Origin of the sequence: Dyella sp. 333MFSha, assembly GCF_900102405.1 — a bacterium.
GTDB lineage: Bacteria > Pseudomonadota > Gammaproteobacteria > Xanthomonadales > Rhodanobacteraceae > Luteibacter > Luteibacter mycovicinus.
The window spans coordinates 125,265-140,968 of the sequence record NZ_FNBR01000002.1 but is presented as its reverse complement, the minus strand read 5'-3'; the positions used below and the strand labels follow the sequence as shown (position 1 = coordinate 140,968).

The following is a 15,704-nucleotide window of genomic DNA, read 5'->3' as shown; positions in this document are numbered from 1 at the left end:
CGTTTGCTCGGAGAGTCCGTTGTTTTCGAGAAGGAGCGCCTTACGCCCTGGATGAGTTGGGGCGACTGGCGTGTGCCTGGTATGAGAACTGTGTCGGTGGATGGCTTTACAGTCGCGACCACGGACCGGTGCGCAAGTGAGGAAGCTCGTCTGACCATTTCCCGTTTTGATCAAAGGGTGGGCGAGTTCGCTGCCATTCCTCCTTGACGATCCACGGGGACAGAATTTGAGACCGGCCTGGCTTTTAACTTTCGGTCAAAGGCGCATTTGAGGTGAGGTGGTTCCTCCGTACAGGAAGGATCGTTTCGATATCGCTTCTTTCTCTTCACGGAGTATCGCAGTGGTGGGAGCGGGCGTTCGCAACGCATGACTACTCGGCATTGAGTCCGGATGGCTGCCTGAGACTGGAGGGATTTACGCCTTACTGGATTCTTCCGTCGATGTTCCACAATGCGCCCGACCCCGGCGCCGAATCACAATCTGTATTTCCCTACGCCTTCTTTGGTCCCACGTGGGATTCTCCGGTGTTCTTCCGTCTCTTTGACGCTGGGTCCGGCAGCTTTCTTGGTGAGTCCATGATCTTCGACAGGGAGTCCTTCTCGTCTTCAATGAACTGGGGGCTGTGGAGAGATCCGGGCAAACGAAGCGTGACGGTGGGTGGCGTCGAAGTCGGAACGACCGAAAGGTGTGCTGGCGACGACGCCCGGCTCACCATCCGGCGCTTCGTCCGGAGAGAGGGAGAATTTGCTGCTGGTGACGTGGGCGTCAGCAACAACGCCCACCCGTCCCTCGATACCGCGCTTCCTGCCTCTCACGGAAAAACTGCGAGTAAGTAGGAATATCGCGTTCGGGGTGATGCTCGCGCAGGTGTTTCACATACACGTCGTAATCCGGCACGCCGCAGCAGAGGCGGGCGGTCTGGACCGCCCACTTCCATAGCGAGCGCGGCGCGGTCGGTGTATTCGTGTCCATGGCGGCCTCCTCAGTTCGCCACGCTCGACAGCGCGACATAGGGTTCTTCCTGCGCGGTCGGGCGGTTGGCCTTCCACGCGCGGACGATCGCACGCAGCGAGAAGAACAGCATGGTCAGCACCAGCAGCATGAACAGCGCGGTGAGGATCATGTCCACGCGGTTATTGGTGATGATGCGCTGCATTTCATCAGCGGTCTTCGCGGGTGCGAGCAGCTTGCCGGACGCGGCGGCGTCGGCGTACTTCTGCATGGCAGCCGTGAAGCTGATCTTCGCGTCGAACAGCTTCTGCCAGCCGGCGGTGAGCGTGCAGATCACCAGCCAGGCGGCGGGAACCGCGGGCACCAGCACATAGCGCTCGCGCTTCAGCTTCACCGTCACCACCGTTGCGAGCATCAGCGCGATCGCGGCCAGCATCTGGTTGGCGATGCCGAACAGCGGCCACAGCGTATTGATACCGCCGAGGGGGTCCACGGCGCCCTGATAGAGGAAGTAACCCCAGAGGCCGACGCAGATCACGGTGGCGACGACATTGCCCAGCCAGGAATCGGTCCGCTTGAGCGGCGCCCAGGCCATGCCGGCCAGTTCCTGGATCATGAAGCGGCCTACACGCGTGCCGGCATCGACGGTGGTGAGGATGAACAGCGCTTCGAACAGAATCGCGTAGTGGTACCAGAGCGCCATCATGCCTTCGCCGGGCATGATTCCGTGCAGCAGCTGGGCCATGCCTACGGCTAGGGTTGGCGCGCCGCCAGCGCGGCCGAGGATGGTGCTTTCACCGATGTTGCGTGCCGTGTCCGTCAGCTCGGCGGGAGTCACCGTGAAGCCCCAGCCGCTGATGGCCTGAGCGGCCGCTTCAGCGGTGGTGCCGACCAGGGCACCGGGGGAGTTCATGGCGAAGTACACCCCCGGGTGCAGCGACGACGCGGCGATCAGGGCCATGATGGCGACGAAGGCCTCCATCAGCATGCCGCCGTAGCCGACCATACGGGCCTCGCCCTCATTGGCCAGCAGCTTGGGCGTGGTACCCGACGCGATGATCGAGTGCCAGCCCGATACCGCTCCACAGGCGATCGTGATGAACAGGAATGGGAACAGGTTGCCGGCGAAGACGGGCCCGGAGCCGTCGATGAACTTGGTGACCGCCGGCATCTGCAGGGTCGGTGCGGCCAGGAAGATCGCGAGGGCGAGCAGGGCGATCGTGCCGATCTTGAGGAAGGTCGACAGGTAGTCGCGCGGTGCCAGCAGCAGCCAGACGGGCAGGACGGAGGCGAAGAAGCCGTACCCGATCAGCCACCAGGCCAGCGCCCTGGCGTCGTAGTCGAACAGGTTCGCCAGGGCCGGCGTATCGGCCACCGTCTTGCCGTACCAGATGGACGCCAGCAGCAGAACGAGGCCGATGATCGATACCTCGAGAATGCGTCCGGGTCGGACGTACCTCAGATAGAGACCCATCAGCAGGGCGATGGGGATGGTTGCCGCGACGGTGAACGTGCCCCAGGGGCTGTGCGTCAGTGCCTTGACCACGACCAGTGCGAGCACCGCCAGCACGATCATCATCAGGACCAGTACGCCGACCATGGCGATGACGCCGGGCACTTCACCCAGCTCGGCACGAAGCATGTGGCCGAGGGAGCGGCCATCGCGACGCAGGGACAGTCCGAGGATCATGAAATCCTGGACGGCGCCGGCGAAGACAACGCCGACCAGAATCCAGAGCGTGCCCGGCAGATAGCCCATCTGAGCCGCGAGAACGGGACCGACGAGGGGACCGGCGCCGGCGATAGCGGCGAAGTGGTGCCCGAAGACCACCCACTTGTCGGTGGGGACATAGTCCAGCCCGTCATTGCGCAGCACCGACGGTGTCGCGCGGCTCGGGTCGAGCTGAAGCACCTTGTCGGCGATCAGGCGGCTGTAAAAACGGTAGCCGATCAGGAAAACGGCGATGGAAGCCGTCACCAGCCAGATCGCGTTGATAGGCTCGCCGCGTCGCAGGGCGACGACGCCGAGGCACCATGCGCCGACGATGGCGATGGCGGCCCACAGGATTTTCCCCGCGGGACTGGGTTTGGGAATGGCGCTTTGCATCGTTTGGGTGCTCCCCTTGCGGATGTGACAAGGGTCGTCCTGCCCGGGATGGGGGTCAATGTCCCAGGAGCGGTTCACGCATTAGCCATTGGTCGTATGGCTCCGTACCCGGGCGCGTGCTGCGGTGCGGCGACGGGAGGCTTGAGCCCGGCGCCGTCCGCCGCCATGCTTGAGGCAATCCAACTCCCCGGGCACGACCATGATCCGCGACATTCTCAAGATGGGTGACGAGCGCCTGCTGCGCGTGGCACCGCCGGTGCCCGATGCGATGATCGGTTCGCCCGAACTGGACGCGCTGATCCACGACATGTTCGACACGATGCATGACGCAGGCGGCGTTGGCCTTGCCGCGCCGCAGATCGGCGTGGACCTGCAGCTGGTGATCTTCGGCTTCGATTCGAGCGAGCGCTATCCGGACGCGCCGCCGGTTCCGCAGACGATCCTGCTCAATCCGGTGATTACGCCCTTGTCCCAGAATATGGAGGAAGGCTGGGAAGGCTGCCTTTCGGTTCCCGGCCTGCGCGGGGCGGTGAATCGCTATTCGCTGATTCGCTATCAGGGCGTGGACCCCGGCGGGGCGCCGATCGATCGTACCGCCGAAGGCTTTCATGCCCGCGTGGTGCAGCATGAGTGTGATCATCTCATCGGTCGGCTGTATCCGTCGAGGATCACCGACTTTACGAAATTCGGCTTCACCGAGGTGCTTTTCCCCGGCGTGGACATTGGTGACGACTGAAGGCGCTTTGCTTCGAGATTCGCCGTATAGACGCCTATACGGCGAAATTACTTAAGTAATTTCTTGCCGGGATCCTGCTTGATACGGTTCCGGGCCTCGCAGGACATGGCACGGCTGCCGAAGCTGCGGCGATTATTCCGCTTCCGCGAGCGCCTCGACTATCACCAGCAACGCCTTGCGACGCTCCTTCGGAAGCCGGCTTACAAGACCGACAAGGCGTAGCTGCTCACGCGAATCCGCGCGGTAGAGAGCCGGACTCTCGCGCACGCCGGTGGCGCCATTGGGGGAGCCGCGACCTGTCGCAAGCCATTCAAAGTTCACGCCAAATCGGGTCGCCATATCGATCTGGCGCTCGAGTTCGGGAAGGCCAAGATCGCTCAGCCACTTGCGTGCCGTCTCACGGCTGACATCGAAAAGATCGGCCAGCTGCGTGATGCGGCCGCGGCCTTTCTTCACGCCAGCCATGTCCAGCGCGACATGCAGGCGTTGGGAAAAACCTCGGTTCATAGGTGGCATGACAACTCCGGTAGAACGCGGTGGCGCCTTAAGCCCGGTATTGTTGGATAGCGTGCAGCGCGAGCGTAAGCCTTTTGCAGTTGCCAAGTCGTGCAATTTGCGACTGCCTTTTGTTTTGCTTAGTGCTCGCGGTGCAAGTTGACCAACTTTCTCAAGTCATCAGCGGCGCGATGTGCTACGTCCGCAAAGTCCGGACCGCCGCTAGCGTAAAGGATGGCGCGCGAGGAAGAAATCATCAGTCCCGTGCCATCGACGGTCTTTCCTTGCCTGAGAACCGCTTCCACGTCACCGCCCTGTGCTCCGATGCCCGGAACGAGGAGCGGCATGTCACCCACCGCCAAACGCACCCTGCCAAGCTCTTCCGGCCACGTCGCACCGGTCACGAGGGCGCAATTGCCGTTTGTGTTCCATTCGCGGGCGATCGTTTCGGCGACGCGTATGTAAAGCGGCTGTCCGCCGCAATCGAGTGCCTGAAAATCTTTCCCGCCCGGATTGGACGTGCGGCAAAGCAGGATCACGCCTTTGTCCGCGCGTTCGAGAAACGGGGCGATCGAGTCGTGACCGAGGTATGGATTGAGCGTTACCGCATCGGCGTCGTAACGGTCGAAAGCCTCGGCGGCATAGTGTTTCGCCGTCGATCCGATGTCGCCACGCTTGGCGTCGAGAATGACGGGGATGCCTGGCTGGGTCGCATGGATATGCGCGATGACGCGCTCCAGCGCATCCTCCGCGCGCTGCGCGGCGAAATGAGCGATCTGCGGCTTATAGGCGCAGACCAGGCCTGCCGTCGCATCGACGATGGCGCGGCAGAACTCGAAAATGCCTTCGTTGCCGGACAGCCCGGCCGGCAGACGACCCGGTTCCGGGTCGAGGCCCACGCAGAGCAATGAATCGTTGCGACGCCAGGCGTCCTTCAGTGCGGTCATGAAGTTCATGGATGGCTTCGCTCGTTGGATGGAAAGGGTGGTGCGTAAAATTACTTAGGTAATTTCGTAAGCCGCTTCCGGTAGGAGCGCGCCCTGCGCGCGAAAGGCACTCTCGCGACGGGCCTTTCGCGCGCAGGGCGCGCTCCTACACAGGGTGACGACTTCGTCAGACCAGTTTCTTGTATTTGACGCGCTTCGGGCCGGCGTCATCACCGAAGCGACGCTTCTTGTCGGCTTCGTATTCGTTGTAGTTGCCCGGGAAGAACTCGACGTGCGAGTCGCCTTCGAACGCGATGATGTGTGTGGCGATGCGATCGAGGAACCAGCGGTCATGCGAGATGACCACGGCGCAGCCCGGGAACTCGAGCAGGGCGTCTTCGAGCGCGCGCAGGGTTTCCACGTCGAGATCGTTGGACGGCTCATCGAGCAGCAGCACGTTGCCACCCTGGAGCAGCGTCTTGGCCATGTGCAGGCGGCCACGCTCACCACCCGACAGCTGACCGACGATCTTCTGCTGGTCGGTGCCCTTGAAGTTGAAGCGACCGATGTACGAGCGTGACTGGATTTCGAAGTTGCCGATGGTGAGGATGTCCGAGCCGCCCGACACTTCCTGCCACACGTTGTTTTTCGGATCCAGGGCGTCGCGCGACTGGTCGACGTAGGCGAGCTTGACCGTGTGGCCATGCTTGACCTCGCCCGAGTCCGGCTTTTCCAGGTTCATGATCATCTTCATGAGCGTGGACTTACCGGCGCCGTTCGGGCCGATGATGCCGACGATGGCGCCCGGCGGGATCTTGAACGACAGGTCTTCGATGAGCATGCGGTCGCCGAACGACTTGGTGACGTTCTTGAACTCGATGACCTCCTGACCCAGGCGCTCACCGGGCGGAATGAAGATTTCGTTCGTCTCGTTACGGCGCTGGTACTCGACCGAGTTCAGTTCCTCGAAGCGGTTGATACGCGCCTTGCCCTTGGACTGACGTCCCTTGGCTGCCGTGCGGATCCAGTCGAGTTCCTTCTGCAGGGCCTTCTGACGCGACTTCTCCTGGTTGGCTTCCTGCTTCAGGCGCTCGCCCTTCTGCTCGAGCCATTCGGTGTAGTTGCCCTTCCAGGGGATGCCGCGACCGCGATCGAGTTCGAGGATCCACTCGGCGGCGTTGTCGAGGAAGTAGCGGTCATGGGTGACCGCGACCACGGTGCCCGGGTAATCGTGCAGGAAGGTTTCGAGCCAGTCGACCGACTCGGCGTCGAGATGGTTGGTGGGCTCGTCGAGCAGAAGCATGTCCGGCTTGGACAGAAGCAGGCGGCACAGGGCGACGCGGCGCTTCTCGCCGCCGGAGAGGGGGCCGACGAGGGCATCCCAGGGCGGCAGGCGCAGCGCGTCGGCGGCCACTTCGAGCTGGCGCTCGAGCGCATGCGCATCGTTGGCGGCGAGGATGCCTTCGAGGGCCTCCTGCTCCTTGGCGAGCTTGTCGAAGTCGGCGCCTTCTTCCGCGTAGGCCGCGTAGACCTCTTCGAGGCGCTTCTGGGCGTCCAGGACCTCGGAGACGCCTTCTTCGACCACTTCGCGTACGGTCTTGTTCGGGTCGAGGTCCGGCTCCTGCGCGAGATAGCCGATTTTCGTACCCGGATTGGCGCGGGCCTCACCCTGGAAGTCCTTGTCGACGCCGGCCATGATCCGCAGCACCGTCGACTTGCCCGAGCCGTTGATACCAAGCAGGCCGATCTTGGCGCCAGGGAAGAAGGACAGGGAAATGTCCTTGATGATGTGGCGTTTCGGGGGGACGATCTTGCTCACCCCATTCATGGTGTAGATGTATTGCATGCGGCCTCCGGAAGGCGCGGCCGCCTGCCCTCCGAGGTGGAGGGGGCGTCGACGCGCGGGTACAAACTCCCATTATAGCGGGTCGCGGGAGGTGCCAGTGACGCCCCGGGCGGGTCTGCGACCGGTTCCGGGAGCAGGGCGGATATTCCCGTAGGCCAGCCGCCCGGCGGTTGTCCGTGGACCCACCGCGGCGGTCCGAGGCCGGTAACCTTCCTCTCCCCGGCGGGTCTTCCGCCCTCATTCAAGGACTGAATGCATGTTTCTCCCCGTCTTTCGTTCCGGCCCGTGCCTGCTGGCGGCTCTCCTCCTCGCCACGCCGTGTGCGTTCGCGCACGGGCCGGAACATCCGCTCCCGCCCGCCGTGCCCGCCGACGATCCGGTGAGTGGCTTCGTCGAGGCATTCGATAAAGCGGTGGCTGCCGGGCTGCCCGCCGACATCGCCGTGCCGGGCGACGTCCACCGCCCGCGCCGCGACGTCGCGGCGGCGCAGCTCGTCGTGCAGGATGCTCTGAATATCGAGGTGGACATTCCGGGGATGCCGGCCGGGCGCATGTATCGCGGTCTGTTCGGCGGGCGGGAGGCGGCGATCACCCGGATCGGCACTCAGGTAGATATCAGCGTGCCCGTCCGGGACGGCGTCGATGTCACGGGCTATACCGCAGGGAGTCCGGATGTGCTGCGGGAGCGTGTACGGAACCCCGACGCTCCCGCGGCCGGACGCCGTCCCGTCCCCCGGCCGCGTGACGAGTCGCACGTCATGCCGGGGTGGCCGTTCGACATGGACCCGCCGTTATCGTCCGAGCCGGCATCGCTGGGGCGCGGCGTCCGCGCCATCGAGGATCCGCTGGCCTATTCCCCTCATTTCTTCGTTCTGATTCACGACGATCTCGACGCCAGACCGCTGCATATCCATTCCGTGTTCGCCGCCTGGTGGCTTACGGAACTCGCGCGCAAGATTCTGCCGGCGGAGAACATCCGCATGTCCTACCGCTATCGGATACCCGGCGTCACCGACATGCCTTACGGCTACCCCGAGGCGCTGGACAACTGGCACGAGACCGTCAAGGCCTACGCCGAACTTTACGGCCTGGCCCATGGCAAGACCTACAAACACAAATACCTGCTCATGAGCCGCGACCGCCCGATGACGGATGCGTTCGGGGTGGCCTTCGAGGGCGGCAACGAGGCCATGGCGTCCACCGAAGGCCGGGTCAACATCGTGGCCCACGAGTTCGGTCACACCCTGGGCGCCGAGCACGGACTGGCCGAGCGACGTTACGAAGGCTGGTGGTGGTGCGTGACCAACATGGCGACAGGTACCGACGATCTCATCGGCGACTGCCACCGCTTTTCGTACGACAACGCCCGGCGCATCCGTTCATATCTCCGGCACGGTCCCGACCCGGAGGTGCTGGCCGAACGCAGCTTCTCCATGATCCTGAACTGAGCCGGTCAGGGTTCCAGGGCGCGCCTCACGTAGGCGCGAATCTGGTCGTCGTTGCGCCCGGAGTAGTAGCGGCAGCTGACGAAGCCGATGGTGTAGTCCTTCATGTTGGTCACGCACCAGCGGGTCTCGGCGTATTCGTGGCGCGCATCCAGCAGGTGACCGAATTCATGAGCCACGATGTGACGCGGCCCCCAGCCTGTGGCCATGGCCACCCCTCGCATGGCTTCGGACTCCCCGTACGTGCCTTCCTGCCTCCATCGGGTCGGTCTGTCACCGACGAAAAGCATGTATTTGGTCAGTCGATCGGGTCGTTCGCCCCGCGCCTCCGCGTACTTCCGCGCGTTGACCAGTAGCTCCCGATAGAGCGCCTCCGGCTTTGCATTCATGTAATCGAGATCGGTGATACCCGGTACGTTGGCCTGCAGGATGACCTTGATCGCGACGCCGGGCCGCACCGCCGTTTCCATATCCTTGATCCACCAGCCCAGGTACCAGTGATGGAACTTCGCATAGTCGGGCTCACCCGCGCGGTCGTGCAGGAAGATCCAGAAGCGCAACGCATCGGGCCCCGCCGGGTCGTCGTTCTCCGGCGGCGTCGGCGAGCGGTTCGCAAGGGCGGCGGCTCGCCGGGAACGCGCCAGCTTGCCTTCCGCGGGCTCGTCGACGGAAATACTCAGCGTCTCGCCAGTCCGGGAGAACACGGCGTCCTGGCCGGCGACGTTACCCGTATACAACGTGGCGTGATTGCCGTCCGGGAGCACCACGTCGGTGTTGAGGCGCCGGGCCACCAGCACCCGGCGGGCGGTCTGGCCGTCTTCGACCGGGAGGGAGAACGCCTGCGGGAGGCCGGCCGACACGTGCTTGTCGAAGGTGGTGACCCGGGCATCGGCGGTTGTGGCGCCCGCGTGCCACGCGGTGGCGAAGAGAATCAGGCTGACGGCGAGTCGGCCGGAGCAAGGCAGGTGCATCGATGCAGAATCCATTCTGTGTGGGGAAATGCGCACATAGCGCGGACAAACCTTACTTTGCGAGCGAAGGCGCACAGAGTCGGCGCCCGCCCCGGAGTCGGGCGGGGCGTGGCCCCGGCGATACGTAGGTGCGGGTCCCAATTGCCTTGAGACGGGGCGGCAGTGGCCGCAAATCGCCGCTACCGCTACACTTTCGGTCTTGTTTCCCCACCTGCCCCATGAGGTCGAGATGTTCCCGAAGGATGCAACGATCGCTGGCTATGACGACGAACTCGCCAGGGCCATCGCCGACGAGACCCGTCGCCAGGAAGATCACGTCGAGCTGATCGCCTCCGAGAACTATGCCAGCCCGCGCGTCATGGAGGCCCAGGGCTCGTCGCTGACCAACAAGTATGCCGAGGGGTATCCCGGTAAGCGCTACTACGGCGGCTGCGAATACGTGGACATCGCCGAGAAGCTGGCCATCGAGCGTCTGAAGAAGCTCTTCGGGGCGGACTACGCCAACGTGCAGCCGCATTCCGGCTCGCAGGCCAATCAGGCCGTGTACTTCGCGCTGCTGCAGCCGGGTGACACGATTCTCGGCATGAGCCTCGCCCACGGCGGTCACCTGACCCACGGCGCCAAGGTCAATTTCTCCGGCAAGATCTTCAACGCCGTGCAGTACGGCATCGACCCATCGTCGGGCCTGGTCGACTACGACGAGATCGAAAAGCTCGCCGTCGAGCATAAGCCGAAGATGATCGTCGCCGGTTTCTCGGCCTATTCGCAGATCATGGACTGGGCGCGTTTCCGCGCGATCGCCGACAAGGTCGGTGCGTACCTGTTCGTCGACATGGCGCACATCGCCGGCCTCGTCGCCACGGGGCACTATCCGAGCCCGATCGACCATGCCCACGTCGTGACGTCCACCACGCACAAGACCCTTCGCGGTCCGCGCGGCGGCATCATCGTGGCGAAGGGTCTCGGCGAGGAGCTCGAGAAGAAGCTCCAGTCGATCGTGTTCCCGGGTATCCAGGGCGGTCCGCTGATGCACGTCATCGCGGCCAAGGCCGTGGCCTTCAAGGAAGCGCTCGAGCCCGAGTTCAAGGCGTACCAGGGTCAGGTCGTGAAGAACGCCAAGGCCATGGCGAAGACGCTGATCGAGCGTGGCTACAAGGTGGTCTCCGGCGGTACCGAGAACCACCTGATGCTGGTCGACCTGATCGGCCGCGATGTCACCGGCAAGGACGCGGAAGCGGCCCTCGGCAAGGCGCACATCACGGTCAACAAGAATGCCGTACCTAACGACCCGCGCTCGCCGTTCGTCACCTCGGGCCTGCGCGTCGGTACGCCGGCGATCACCACCCGTGGCTATCTGGAAGCGGACACCATCGAGCTGACCCAGTGGATCTGCGACGTGCTGGACGCGCCTGGCGACGAGGCGGTCATCGCCTCGGTCCGCGAGAAGGTCACGGCGCAGTGCGCCAGGTTCCCGGTTTACGGCTGATCGATGCATTGTCCGTTCTGCCAGCATGAAGACACCCGCGTCATCGACTCCCGCCTCACCGAAGACGGGAGCACGGTGCGTCGCCGGCGCGAGTGTCCTCAGTGCGGCGAGCGGTTCAATACGTTCGAAACGGCGGAACTGAAGCTCCCGGCGATCGTCAAATCCGGCGATCGTCGCGAGCCGTTCGACGAACACAAGCTGCGCGTCAGCTTCGAGAGAGCGCTGCAGAAGCGGCCTGTCGCCAGCGATGCGGTGGATACCGCGGTGCGTGCGGTCATCAACGATCTGCGTCGGCTCGGCGAGCGCGAAGTCCCGTCGCGCCAGGTCGGCGAACTCGTGATGCGTGAGCTCAAACCCCTCGATCAGGTGGCCTACGTGCGCTTCGCGTCGGTCTATCGCCGGTTCGAGGACGTCCACGCGTTCCGCGAGGAAATCGAAAAGCTCGAGCGCGATCTGCCCTCGGTCGAAGGCCTGCAATTGCCGCTGCTGGATGCGGCCAGGCGCGGGCGCAAGAGCTGAGGATGTCGCGGCCGTTCTTCCCCGCCGTGGATCACGTCCACATGGCGCACGCGCTTCGGCTCGCCGGGCACGGGCTTGCCACCACCCAGCCGAATCCTCGCGTGGGCTGCGTCATCGCACGTGGCGACACCGTGCTCGGCACGGGCTGGCACCCGCGTGCCGGCGAGCCGCATGCGGAAATCTTCGCCCTGCACGAAGCCGGTGAGTCGGCACGTGGCGCGACGGCTTACGTGACCCTCGAGCCGTGCGCACATCACGGCCGCACGCCACCGTGCGCCGACGCGCTGATCGCCGCGGGTGTCGGTCGTGTGGTCATCGCGCACGAGGATCCCTTCGACAAGGTCGACGGCGAAGGCATCGAAAAACTGCGTGCGGCGGGCATCGGCGTGCAGGTCGGTCTGATGCGTGACGCCGCGCACGAACTCAACATCGGGTTTTTCAGCCGGATTCAGCGCGGTCGGCCGTGGGTGCGCGTCAAACTCGCCATGAGCCTCGACGGTCGCACGGCGCTCGCCGACGGCTCGTCGAAATGGATCACGGGCGAAGCGGCGCGCGCGGATGTGCAGCGCTGGCGCGCGCGCTCCTCGGCGATTCTGTCCGCCAGCGGCACCGTCCTCGCCGACGACCCGCAACTCACCGTCCGCCTGCCGGAAGGCCAGCCCTTCGTGCCTCCGCTGCGGGCCATCATCGATACCTCATTGCGTACGCCCGCCGGTGCGCGCGTGCTCGACGGGTCGGCGCCGACGGTTCTGTTCCATGCCGCGGATGCGGCGATTCCCGCGCATCTCGCCGACGTGCAGCGCGCGCCCCTGCGTCGCGAAGCGTCGGGAGGCCTCGACCTGCGCACCGTGCTCCACTGGCTGGCGCTGCGTGACGTCAACGAGGTTCATGTGGAGGCGGGGCCGGTGCTTTGCGGTGCCTTGTTCGCCGCCGGGCTTGCCGACGAACTGCTCGTTTACGTCGCGCCGATCCTGCTGGGTCACACCGGGCGACCGATGCTCCACCTTCCGCCGCTCGACGACATGGCGTCGCGCTGGCGCCTGACCACGGTGGATCGTCGCCAGGTCGGTGACGACACGCGACTGCAGTTGCGCCCGACGTCATGACGTACGCGCGTGTTCGCTGGGGCATCATCGGCTGCGGCGCGGTGACCGAGGTGAAGAGCGGCCCCGCGTTCCAGAAAGTCCCCGATTCCTCGCTGGTCGCGGTGATGCGTCGCGATGGCGACAAGGCGCGCGATTATGCGCAGCGCCACGCTGTTCCTCGCTGGTATGACGACGCCGCGGCGCTCGTCGCCGATCCCGACGTCGACGCGGTTTACGTGGCGACACCGCCGTCGAGTCATCGCGACTATGCGTTGATGGCGATCGCGGCGGGCAAGCCGGTGTACGTCGAGAAGCCGATGGCGATCGATCGCACCGAATGCGACGCGATCATCGACGCGGGCAGGGCGGCCGGCGTACCGGTGTTCGTGGCCTACTACCGCCGCGCCCTTCCGCGCTTCCGGCGTATCGCCGGGCTGCTGCGTGAAGGCGCCATCGGCACGCCTCGGCTGGTCAATGTGGTCCTGCACCATCCGCTCGAAGCGCGCTACCGCGATCCCGACAATCTGCCGTGGACGGTGCGTCCTGAAATTTCCGGGGGTGGCGTGTTCGTCGATATCGGCTGCCATACGCTGGACATCCTCGACTTCCTGCTCGGCCCCATCGTCGACGCGCGGGGCATGGCCACGAATCAGGCGAACGCTTATGCCGCGGAAGACACCGTCGCCATGGCGTTCCGTTTCGACAGCGGGGTGCTCGGCACGGGCGTGTGGAATTTCTGTGCCGATCGCCGCGAGGACCGCGTCGAGATCGTCGGCGACCGCGGTCGCCTGATCTTCGCCACCTTCGGCGACGGGCCGGTCGTGCTCGAGTCGGACGGGCGCCGCGAAGACATCCACATCGACAATCCCGAACACATCCAGCAGCCACTGATCGCGTCGATCGTGGCGGAGCTGACGGGGAAGGGCGTCTGCCCGTCCACCGCGGAGAGCGGCGCGCGCACCAGCTGGGTCATGGATCAGGTGCTCCGACCCGCTCGCGGCTGATCCGGCCCGGCGGAAGCTTGTATTCGCTGCGTTCGATGCCCATCTCGCTCAGGGCGAGGGATGGCGGCATGCTATTCTCTCGCCTCCACAGCGTCTTCAGGGCGGGGCGAAACTCCCCACCGGCGGTAGGTTTCCGTAAGGAAACGAGCCCGCGAGCGCTCCCGGTGTCATGCCGGGAGGTCAGCAGATCCGGTTCGATGCCGGAGCCGACGGTTACAGTCCGGATGAAAGAAGACGGCGGTCGCACGTTCCCCAGGGAGCGAGCGGCGCCATGCGCCTTGGGGCGTTTTTCGCTCACCACCGCGGGAAACGTTTCATGAAAAACCGACTCTCCATCGCCGCCTCCATCCACGGAGGTCGCTGACATGTTCACCGGCATCATCCAGGCCGTCGGCCGCATCGCGCGGCTGGAGCCGCGTGGCGGTGACGTCCGTCTCGTCGTCGATACCGCTTCCCTCGACATGTCCGATGTCGCCCTCGGCGACAGCATCGCCGTGTCCGGCGTGTGCCTCACCGTGATCGAGTTCGACGCGAAGCACTTTGCCGCCGACGTCTCCAACGAGACCCTCGCACACACCACGCTGGGCCAGCACAAGGCCGGCGACCCGGTGAACCTCGAGAAGGCGCTGCGCCTGGCCGACCGCCTCGGCGGTCACCTGGTCTCCGGTCACGTGGATGGCGCCGGCAAGGTCGTCTCCGTCGTCCCGGACGGGCGTTCTCAGCGCTGGACCTTCGAAGTGCCGGCCGACCTCGCTCGCTACATCGCGCACAAGGGTTCGGTTTGCATCGACGGCACCAGCCTCACGGTGAATGAAGTGAGCGGTCACCGTTTCGGGGTGAACCTCATCCCCCATACCGTCGAACATACGGCGTTCTCGGATCGCCGTCCCGGCGACGCCGTGAACATCGAGGTCGACGTGGTCGCCCGTTACGTCGAGCGCCTCCTCGCCAGTGGCGATGCCCCGCGCCTCGACGAGGCCTTCCTGAAACAGCACGGTTTCGCCTGAGGAATCCCGGCATGTCTTTTCATACCATTCCCGAGATCCTCGAGGATCTTCGTCAGGGGCGCATGGTCGTCATCCTCGACGACGAAGACCGTGAGAACGAAGGCGATATCGTGATGGCCGCCGAGAAGGTCCGTCCCGAGGACGTCAACTTCATGGTCCGCGAGGCCCGTGGGCTGCTCTGCCTCACCCTCACGGAGCGGCATACCCGCCAGCTGGGCCTGAAGCCGATGGTCAGCGACAACACGTCGCCGTACCACACCAACTTCACCGTCTCGATCGAGGCCGCGGAAGGCGTCACCACCGGCATCTCGGCCCAGGATCGCGCGCACACGATCCGCGTGGCCGCCGCGAAGGATGCCAAACCGGCGGACATCACCATGCCCGGCCACATCTTTCCGCTCACGGCACAGGCCGGTGGCGTCCTGAGCCGCGCCGGCCACACCGAAGCGGGTTGCGATCTCGCCGCGCTGGCCGGACTCGAGCCATCGTCGGTGCTGATCGAGATCCTCCACGACGACGGTTCGATGGCGCGCCGTCCCGAGCTGGAGATCTTCGCCGCGAAGCATGGGCTGAAGATCGGCACCATCGCCGACCTCATCCGCTACCGCCTGGAAACCGAGAAGACGGTCGAGCGTGTGCACGAAGAAGATGTCGACACGGAGTTCGGTGCTTTCCGCCTGGTCGCTTTCCGCGATGCGATTCGTGACGGTCTGCACTTCGCGCTGGTGCGCGGCGACGTCGCCGATGGCGAGCCGGTGCTGACCCGGGTCCATGTCCGCAACACCTTGTCGGATGTGCTTCACCTGAAGCGGGACGACCTCGGCCAGACGGTCACCGATGCCTTGCGTCGCATTGACGAGGCGGACCGTGGCGTCCTCGTGGTCCTTTCCGGTGGCGATACGGCCGAATCCTTGCTCGGCCGGCTCAAGCGGGACGTCGCGCCGACGCCCGCCCCCGGGGACGATCAGGAATGGCGACAGCTGGGCCTCGGTGCGCAGATCCTGGCGGACCTGGGGGTCAGACAACTGCGTGTCATGGGGACCCCGCGTCGCTTCGTCGGCATCGCGGGTTTCGGGCTCGAGGTGGTGGAACAGGCAGGCTGAGCCCGGCGGGTTGCCATCCCGCCG

Annotated in this window: 14 protein-coding genes and 1 riboswitch; of the genes, 8 read left to right on the top strand and 6 right to left on the bottom strand. The window is 65.0% G+C overall.

The features are described 5' to 3' along the window. Window positions 1-765 precede the first annotated feature (765 nt). Both BLT40_RS07965 and BLT40_RS07960 read right to left on the bottom strand, forming a co-directional pair. The gene (locus tag BLT40_RS07965) at window positions 766-972 is read right to left on the bottom strand and encodes a YbdD/YjiX family protein (protein ID WP_079522612.1); all 207 of its coding nucleotides are present in this window, start codon (window positions 970-972) and stop codon (window positions 766-768) included. Between the two features lie 10 nt (window positions 973-982). Further along, complete coding sequence (locus tag BLT40_RS07960) at window positions 983-3,058, bottom strand: carbon starvation CstA family protein (RefSeq protein ID WP_036110758.1); 2,076 nt, start codon at window positions 3,056-3,058, stop codon at window positions 983-985. A 199-nt stretch (window positions 3,059-3,257) separates the two neighbouring features. On the opposite strand from BLT40_RS07960, the gene def reads away from it, so the two are divergent. Continuing rightward, window positions 3,258-3,794 carry a peptide deformylase gene (gene def / locus BLT40_RS07955; RefSeq protein WP_090352608.1) on the top strand — a complete coding sequence of 179 codons (537 nt, stop codon included), beginning with the start codon at window positions 3,258-3,260 and terminating at the stop codon, window positions 3,792-3,794. Window positions 3,795-3,926: 132 nt separating this feature from the next. On the opposite strand, the gene BLT40_RS07950 is transcribed toward def, so the two are convergent. From BLT40_RS07950 to ettA, 3 genes are all read right to left on the bottom strand, one after another. Further along, window positions 3,927-4,310: a hypothetical protein gene (locus tag BLT40_RS07950; RefSeq protein ID WP_036110760.1), complete on the bottom strand. Its 384-nt coding sequence runs from the start codon at window positions 4,308-4,310 to the stop codon at window positions 3,927-3,929. Window positions 4,311-4,429: 119 nt separating this feature from the next. Beyond that, window positions 4,430-5,245 carry an orotidine-5'-phosphate decarboxylase gene (pyrF, locus tag BLT40_RS07945; protein ID WP_090352606.1) on the bottom strand — a complete coding sequence of 272 codons (816 nt, stop codon included), beginning with the start codon at window positions 5,243-5,245 and terminating at the stop codon, window positions 4,430-4,432. Between the two features lie 157 nt (window positions 5,246-5,402). After that, window positions 5,403-7,061: an energy-dependent translational throttle protein EttA gene (ettA, locus tag BLT40_RS07940; RefSeq protein WP_036110767.1), complete on the bottom strand. Its 1,659-nt coding sequence runs from the start codon at window positions 7,059-7,061 to the stop codon at window positions 5,403-5,405. A 256-nt stretch (window positions 7,062-7,317) separates the two neighbouring features. Here ettA and BLT40_RS07935 point away from each other — a divergent pair, with 256 nt between their 5' ends. Further along, window positions 7,318-8,508 (top strand): hypothetical protein, encoded by a 1,191-nt coding sequence (locus BLT40_RS07935; RefSeq protein WP_090352605.1) that lies wholly within the window; start codon window positions 7,318-7,320, stop codon window positions 8,506-8,508. 5 nt (window positions 8,509-8,513) lie between these two features. Here the strand turns inward: BLT40_RS07935 and BLT40_RS07930 are convergent, their stop codons facing one another. Continuing rightward, the gene (locus tag BLT40_RS07930) at window positions 8,514-9,476 is read right to left on the bottom strand and encodes a hypothetical protein (RefSeq protein ID WP_090352604.1); all 963 of its coding nucleotides are present in this window, start codon (window positions 9,474-9,476) and stop codon (window positions 8,514-8,516) included. A gap of 229 nt (window positions 9,477-9,705) precedes the next feature. Between BLT40_RS07930 and glyA the strand changes: the two genes are divergently transcribed. From glyA to ribB, 6 genes are all read left to right on the top strand, one after another. Beyond that, a complete protein-coding gene (gene glyA / locus BLT40_RS07925) occupies window positions 9,706-10,962 on the top strand; it encodes a serine hydroxymethyltransferase (RefSeq protein ID WP_090352603.1) in 1,257 nt (418 codons plus the stop codon). 3 nt (window positions 10,963-10,965) lie between these two features. Further along, window positions 10,966-11,481: a transcriptional regulator NrdR gene (gene nrdR / locus BLT40_RS07920; protein ID WP_079522607.1), complete on the top strand. Its 516-nt coding sequence runs from the start codon at window positions 10,966-10,968 to the stop codon at window positions 11,479-11,481. Between the two features lie 41 nt (window positions 11,482-11,522). Further along, window positions 11,523-12,587, top strand: coding sequence for a bifunctional diaminohydroxyphosphoribosylaminopyrimidine deaminase/5-amino-6-(5-phosphoribosylamino)uracil reductase RibD (ribD, locus tag BLT40_RS07915; protein WP_090353812.1), 1,065 nt, complete (start codon window positions 11,523-11,525; stop codon window positions 12,585-12,587). Beyond that, window positions 12,584-13,570 (top strand): Gfo/Idh/MocA family protein, encoded by a 987-nt coding sequence (locus BLT40_RS07910; RefSeq protein ID WP_090352602.1) that lies wholly within the window; start codon window positions 12,584-12,586, stop codon window positions 13,568-13,570. The genes ribD and BLT40_RS07910 overlap by 4 nt, the downstream gene beginning before the upstream one ends. An 88-nt stretch (window positions 13,571-13,658) precedes the next feature. Then, window positions 13,659-13,810, top strand: a riboswitch (FMN riboswitch). Between the two features lie 125 nt (window positions 13,811-13,935). Further along, window positions 13,936-14,577: a riboflavin synthase gene (locus BLT40_RS07905; protein ID WP_036110775.1), complete on the top strand. Its 642-nt coding sequence runs from the start codon at window positions 13,936-13,938 to the stop codon at window positions 14,575-14,577. 11 nt (window positions 14,578-14,588) lie between these two features. Beyond that, window positions 14,589-15,680: a 3,4-dihydroxy-2-butanone-4-phosphate synthase gene (gene ribB, locus BLT40_RS07900; protein WP_079522606.1), complete on the top strand. Its 1,092-nt coding sequence runs from the start codon at window positions 14,589-14,591 to the stop codon at window positions 15,678-15,680. Window positions 15,681-15,704: the final 24 nt, after the last annotated feature.

What these genes read in the sequence shown, in the direction of transcription:
- glyA (WP_090352603.1), top strand. Translation starts at nt 9,706, where the DNA reads ATGTTCCCGAAGGATGCAACGATCGCTGGCTATGACGACGAACTCGCC.
- BLT40_RS07960 (WP_036110758.1), bottom strand. Translation starts at nt 3,058, where the DNA reads ATGCAAAGCGCCATTCCCAAACCCAGTCCCGCGGGGAAAATCCTGTGG.
- BLT40_RS07910 (WP_090352602.1), top strand. Translation starts at nt 12,584, where the DNA reads ATGACGTACGCGCGTGTTCGCTGGGGCATCATCGGCTGCGGCGCGGTG.
- BLT40_RS07935 (WP_090352605.1), top strand. Translation starts at nt 7,318, where the DNA reads ATGTTTCTCCCCGTCTTTCGTTCCGGCCCGTGCCTGCTGGCGGCTCTC.
- ettA (WP_036110767.1), bottom strand. Translation starts at nt 7,061, where the DNA reads ATGCAATACATCTACACCATGAATGGGGTGAGCAAGATCGTCCCCCCG.
- def (WP_090352608.1), top strand. Translation starts at nt 3,258, where the DNA reads ATGATCCGCGACATTCTCAAGATGGGTGACGAGCGCCTGCTGCGCGTG.
- pyrF (WP_090352606.1), bottom strand. Translation starts at nt 5,245, where the DNA reads ATGAACTTCATGACCGCACTGAAGGACGCCTGGCGTCGCAACGATTCA.
- BLT40_RS07905 (WP_036110775.1), top strand. Translation starts at nt 13,936, where the DNA reads ATGTTCACCGGCATCATCCAGGCCGTCGGCCGCATCGCGCGGCTGGAG.
- ribB (WP_079522606.1), top strand. Translation starts at nt 14,589, where the DNA reads ATGTCTTTTCATACCATTCCCGAGATCCTCGAGGATCTTCGTCAGGGG.
- BLT40_RS07930 (WP_090352604.1), bottom strand. Translation starts at nt 9,476, where the DNA reads ATGCACCTGCCTTGCTCCGGCCGACTCGCCGTCAGCCTGATTCTCTTC.
- ribD (WP_090353812.1), top strand. Translation starts at nt 11,523, where the DNA reads ATGGCGCACGCGCTTCGGCTCGCCGGGCACGGGCTTGCCACCACCCAG.
- BLT40_RS07965 (WP_079522612.1), bottom strand. Translation starts at nt 972, where the DNA reads ATGGACACGAATACACCGACCGCGCCGCGCTCGCTATGGAAGTGGGCG.
- nrdR (WP_079522607.1), top strand. Translation starts at nt 10,966, where the DNA reads ATGCATTGTCCGTTCTGCCAGCATGAAGACACCCGCGTCATCGACTCC.
- BLT40_RS07950 (WP_036110760.1), bottom strand. Translation starts at nt 4,310, where the DNA reads ATGCCACCTATGAACCGAGGTTTTTCCCAACGCCTGCATGTCGCGCTG.